Here is a 595-nt window from a genome sequence, read left to right on the forward strand (position 1 = left end):
TCAACAGCCGCAGCGAACACCGGCTCATCGGCCAACAACCGACGACCCATCCCCACCCAATGCGAACCCTGACCCGAAAACACAAACACGGTGCCGGGTCCGGGCAGCACCGCAACCGGTTCCACCACGCCGGGTGCGGATTCACCAGCGGCCAACGCGGACAGCGCGGCAATGGCCTGCTCGTGATCGCGGGCGGCGATGGTGGCGAACTTCTGGTGGCGAGTGCGGTGATGGTTGAGCGCATGTGCGATGTCCGGTAGCGCGATCTCGGCGCCGTCGGTGGCCAGCCATTGGGCGAGCACGCCGGCGGTGGCCGCGATACGTGCCGGGGACTTGCCCGAGACCACCAACGTGCTCACCGGCACCGCAGCAGCCCCCGCAACAACCTCAGCATCAGGCGCCTGCTCAACGATCACATGCGCATTGGTGCCCGACACCCCGAACGAGGACACCCCCGCCCGGCGCGGACGCGACACCGCCGGCCAGTCCATACCCCGATCAGCAACCTGAAACTTCGACGCCCCCGCACCCGCATTCGGCGTCAACTCCGAAAAATTCAAATGCCGCGGAATGAAACCCTGCTGCACCGACAACA

General features: G+C 66.4%; 1 protein-coding gene. It reads right to left on the bottom strand.

Annotated features, from left to right (window positions below):
- Positions 1–595, bottom strand: a 595-nt coding sequence (locus LI94_RS21425) for a ketoacyl-synthetase C-terminal extension domain-containing protein (RefSeq protein ID WP_046302518.1), incomplete at both ends; no start/stop codon positions are given.

This window comes from Mycobacterium sp. UM_Kg27 (assembly GCF_000972905.1).
Lineage (GTDB): Bacteria > Actinomycetota > Actinomycetes > Mycobacteriales > Mycobacteriaceae > Mycobacterium.